We start from the raw sequence: 4,302 nt of genomic DNA on the forward strand, positions 1-4,302 counted from the left end.
TAAGGGGCTGAAACATTACAAGATTGTAATCTATTAGACTTAGAAGTTTTAGTTTCATTTATTGTTTCTAAAAAAATAACAATGGATGAATTAATGGATGCGGGATTGGATTATGATAAAACAAAAGAACTAAGTAAACATATTGCAGAAGCAGAAATAAACAATAAAAAAGAAGCTGATAGAAAAAGAAAAGAAGAAGAAGAACTAAGAAAGCAGCAAGAAAACGCTTCTAAAAAACAAGAAATTTTACAGAATATTTTATTGGATAAAATAAGTGCTGAAGTAATTAAAGATAGTGTCGATGTTAATATTATTTCTATAAATGATATTGAGAATTTAGATATAAATAAAAGAAATAAAAAAGCGTTACTTAATTATATAGAATCAGAACATGAAATAGAATCATTTACAATAGATGAATTACATAAGTTACATCCAATGCAAGAAGGTAGAACGGATATCTATTGTATAGGATTAGCAGGCACAGGAAAAACTACCATGTTATCAGGTTTATTAAAATTAGGCACACAACATGGTAAAATTATTCAAGATAATTATGCGGGTGCAAAAGGAATCAATTTTTCTAACACTATTATTCAAAATCTAAATAGAGGTTTTATTCCACCTCGTACATTAGAAGATTCTTTTATATACGTACCAATATCATTAAAAGATGATAAAGGTATTTCACATCCATTAAATATTGTTGATGTTCCGGGTGAAATTTTTAAAGATATATCTAAAAATGGAGAAGTAAAAACTTTTTTGAAGTATATCAATAATAAAAATAAAAAAATATTTTTCATAGTTGTTGATCCTTATTTACATTACAACCCTACTAAAAAAAGTTTAGATCAATCTTTGGTATATCCCAATATTTTACAAATTTTAAAATCCGAAGGTATTGCAGAACATATTGATGCCATTTATCTAGTAACCAATAAATTTGATTATTTAAAAGACAATTACTTTCCTTTTGATGACCGAGAAGAAGGCGAAATAGCCTTAGAATATATCAATACAAATTTCAGAGCTTTAATCACTAGTTGTTTAGATGTTAAAGAACATTCCAGATATGATTTTAAAGTGAAATCGTTACCTTTTTCAATTGGAAAATTAAAATGGGGTGCGGTTTTAGAAGAATTTGACACAAAATTTTCTGAAACCTTATTAGAAATATTAATAAACGATTCATTCATTGTGAAAGGAGGGGTTGGTAAAACATGGAAATAAAAATAATTATACAACAAACAGAGGATGGTTCGAAAATAGTTTATCCTTATAATTATAATAAATTTGAGTATGAAAATAATAAATATTCGTTTTTTTTAAAAGATGAAGGTAATAAAGCTGGTTCAGCAAATGTTTATACTTTCCAAAATTATGGTGATCTAAAAGCATATTCATTAATTTCAAACGAAATCAAAGACTATTTGGGAAGGTCGGGTTCTTTTTTTGCTATTCGGGTGATTATTCCTAACCAAAAATCTATTGATGATATTCAAAATTTATTAGACAAAATCAAGGATAGATATATGGAGCATTATCAAAATAAAACTATGACAGCTTTGAATTTTGATGATTTAATAGATGCCGTTGAAGATAACAGGATTAATCCTAGCAATAATTCGATAATTACTCAAGGAATAGATAAAGAAGCTTTTGTGTTGTGGGACAAAACCTCTTCATTAAACTCATATTTTTCACACAACGCAGCGTCTTTAGTAAAATGTCTATATGTTTTTGAAAAAGAAAAGACAAAGTCTGTGGTTTACGGACGTATGCTTCCTTTTGAGGAGGTAAAACCACTTGTTAGAAAAATTGATATTATTACTAATGGTTTGTTAGAATCCTTAAAGGTAAATGATATTGAAATTAATAAACCAAGCACCAACTCTTTTGACTTAATTACAACAACAGATGCTAAAGTAACCTATAAAAGAAAAGATAAAAAAGAGATCAAAGTTTTAAATGGATTACAAAACAGTCTTATTTTACAACAAGAATACCAAGCACCAAGACCACCGAAAACGCCTTCCAACTCCGATTCACCTAAAGCTACAATTATTGCCTTTTCCTTATTATTTGTTTTATTAGCTGGAATATTGGGCTGGATGTATTGGGATTATTTGCAATCTGAAAAAATTGTTAATTCAACAAATACTGTTTCTAGTTCTCATATTATAGAAGATACAACCGATAATAACATAATTAAATTCAAAATTATTGACACAATTAGTAAAAATGAAAAAAGATATGGTATAGTAAAACCCGATAGTTTATCATCGTATGAGTTTATCTATAATAGTGGCTGGTCCTATATAAATAAAAAAGGAAAAAACAAAGCCGTTGATTTTTCAAAAAAGAGTATCAAAGAAATTTTTGAAAGCAAGAATATTAAATTTAACGATTCGATAAATAAGAATTTCATTTCAGAGCTTGAAAAAATTTCAGGTAAAGAAATACTTGCTGAAATTAAGCCAAAAGTGGAAGTAACTCTAGGAGCAAAAAAACAACCTGAGAAAACACAAGTAGGTTCGAAAAGTCAAAAAAATAGCAATTCAAGTAACAATACACCGCAAGCAAAAAAAGTTGAAGAAATAGAAAATTTAGACAAATAAATGGAAAAAATAAAAACCTTTTTTAGAGAAAACAGAAGTTTCAAGTTTCTGGCCCTGCTTTTTTTAGTGGGTACTTTGGGTATTGGAGTAATGACGCTTCTAGAAAGCGACACTATTTTTACTAGTACAGGAGAAGAAGAAACGAATAGTAATTTCAAAGAGTTACAAAAAGAGATAACAACTTTTGAAAACAAATCCAATTGGAAATTAACCGATTACAAAATCGCTGAGGTTAGCATTACAACATCGGCAGAAGCTGAATTGATTTCGGGTACAACCAAAGGAAATTTACTAACTACGTTGAACAACGCTTTAGAACAAAAAACATTCCAACGTTGTGAAGCCTATTTATCTTCCTCTGTTATTGAAAATCCTTCGGAGCTAAAAGAATTGCTAAATACATTACTCAATGTAGTAGCGAGTAGTTCTAAAATCAATTTTTATAAAACTCAAATTGAAAAATATATTTATTACGAAAAAGTATTGCCCAATAAAGTGAATAATTTTACAGGTGATTTATATAATTATTCAGATGACCAATATAATTATTATTTAAACCAAGTTACTAACATGCCTGGTTTTGACAGCAAATATAAAAATCATTCAAAATTTAGAACTATAGCAAGGAATTTAAAAATTAACCTAGATAGTGCCAATTTTAAATTTTATAATTCAGAAGAGGATGATGTGAATCCTAATAACTAAATGAAAAAAAGTATAGTAAAATGAAAAAAATAATTTCCCTTATATGTTGTTTATGTTTTGTTTTGAGTAATGCTCAATTCAAAGAAAAAGACTATTCAAAATACAAAGAAAAAGAATTAATCAAAGAATTAAATTTAAGAGATAAAAGTGTCTTTGATTTGAATATTAAAATTGAAGAGCTTTCTAAAAACAACAAAAGCTCCGAATTGAAAAAGCAAAATGCAGAACTCATAGATATTATTACAAATACCAACAATGTGTATTTGTATGAAATTTTCGAAAACAGATATATTAAAGATAAAAATTATTTCAATGACGTTGATATAGATGACAAAACTACAAGTAAAATAGAAAACTCTATTGTATTAGTAAATACTATTTTAGCGGGTAAAAATTGTTCCTCGCAAGATAGATCTATGGGAGAAAAGGTACTAAAATTAAGAACCAATTATTTAAAATTCATCGAATTAGAGAAAGAATATCAAAATGTTATCAAAGAAAAAAGCAATGAACAAAACACAGCTAATTTAGTTTCTAAACTAGACGTATTACAATTTGACGTAGACTCTAAATTAGATAAAAGAAAACAAGAATATTTAGGACTGTTGAAAAATTACAGCAAATACACCTGTGAACTAAACAAAGATATTGCGAAACTTCTAAAAAATCCAAAACAAGATAATCCATTAGTTGAAAATGCCTACGAAAAATTAAAGCAAAATAGTGGCTATAAAAACTATCCTTATTTTATTAAAATCATAGACAAAGTAAAAAATAATCATATAACTTATGTAGAAAATGATGATTTGCCGTGTTTAGAAAAAGTAGAGCAAAAGCAAAATGAGACTGTAAAAGACGTACAAAAAACAAATGAAGAGAAAAAACAATAATAACCAATTGATTTTATAACAAATAAACATGAATTTTAAATTATATAGTATCCTTTTCATAACCCTTTGTGGTCTAGCCCCCTATA

General features: G+C 27.3%; 4 protein-coding genes. All 4 read left to right on the forward strand.

The window, feature by feature from the left end; genetic code table 11:
• Positions 1-81 precede the first annotated feature (81 nt).
• From B0A58_RS15845 to B0A58_RS15860, 4 genes are read left to right on the forward strand one after another with little or no spacing between them, the layout of a single operon-like run.
• Entirely contained in the window at positions 82-1,233 is a 1,152-nt protein-coding gene (locus B0A58_RS15845) for a TRAFAC clade GTPase domain-containing protein (RefSeq protein WP_089081843.1), read from the forward strand.
• On the forward strand, positions 1,224-2,621 hold the full coding sequence (locus tag B0A58_RS15850; protein WP_089081844.1) for a hypothetical protein: 1,398 nt from the start codon (positions 1,224-1,226) through the stop codon (positions 2,619-2,621). Before B0A58_RS15845 ends, B0A58_RS15850 begins: the two co-directional genes overlap by 10 nt.
• Positions 2,622-3,326 carry a hypothetical protein gene (locus B0A58_RS15855; RefSeq protein ID WP_089081845.1) on the forward strand — a complete coding sequence of 235 codons (705 nt, stop codon included), beginning with the start codon at positions 2,622-2,624 and terminating at the stop codon, positions 3,324-3,326. It abuts the gene before it with no gap.
• Between the two features lie 20 nt (positions 3,327-3,346).
• Positions 3,347-4,216 (forward strand): hypothetical protein, encoded by an 870-nt coding sequence (locus B0A58_RS15860; RefSeq protein WP_133063176.1) that lies wholly within the window; start codon positions 3,347-3,349, stop codon positions 4,214-4,216.
• Positions 4,217-4,302: the final 86 nt, after the last annotated feature.

This window comes from Flavobacterium branchiophilum NBRC 15030 = ATCC 35035 (genome assembly GCF_002217205.1).
Classification (GTDB): Bacteria; Bacteroidota; Bacteroidia; order Flavobacteriales; family Flavobacteriaceae; genus Flavobacterium; species Flavobacterium branchiophilum.